Origin of the sequence: Halomicronema sp. CCY15110, from assembly GCF_016888165.1 — a bacterium.
In the GTDB taxonomy this organism is placed as follows: Bacteria; Cyanobacteriota; Cyanobacteriia; order Phormidesmidales; family Phormidesmidaceae; genus Halomicronema.
The window spans coordinates 1-465 of sequence record NZ_JACSWC010000146.1 but is presented as its reverse complement, the minus strand read 5'-3'; the positions used below and the strand labels follow the sequence as shown (position 1 = coordinate 465).

The window sequence follows — 465 nt, the reverse complement described above, 5'->3', positions numbered from 1 at the left end:
CTGAAGCTCCTTGACCCCAATCATCCAGCGATCGCCCTGGTGACGCTCTCGACCGAAGAATACAGAAGGCTGAATGATGAGCAACGGGGGCGCGTGGCCCAGCGAGAAACGCAGTATCTCCACCCCGATGCAGTTGAGGCGCTGGTGAAAATTGCGGAAAACCTGCTCGATAGTGATGAGTGGTCGGATGTGGGGGCAGGCTTAGCGGTACTGATCGGTCGCCGCATCAGTGAAATCCTGCTCTCGAAATTCTCGCTCAAATCGCCCTGGAGCCTGAACTTTTCTCAGATGGCGAAAAAGGCTGACGATGTTGACATCACCCTCGAAATTCCCACGCTGGCCCCAGCAGCAAAGGTGCTAGCGGCGATCCAGAAGCTGCAATCGGGACTGGCGATCGCCGATCTGAAACAGCGAGGGGTCTCGTCCCGGCAGCTCAAGCAGGTTGTGAACCATCGCTACAGCCTC

At 57.2% G+C, this 465-nt stretch carries 1 protein-coding gene; it reads left to right on the top strand.

Annotated elements, in window-relative coordinates; translation table 11 throughout:
• On the top strand, positions 1 to 465 hold a 465-nt coding region (locus JUK32_RS28620), incomplete at both ends, for a protelomerase family protein (RefSeq protein WP_204137350.1).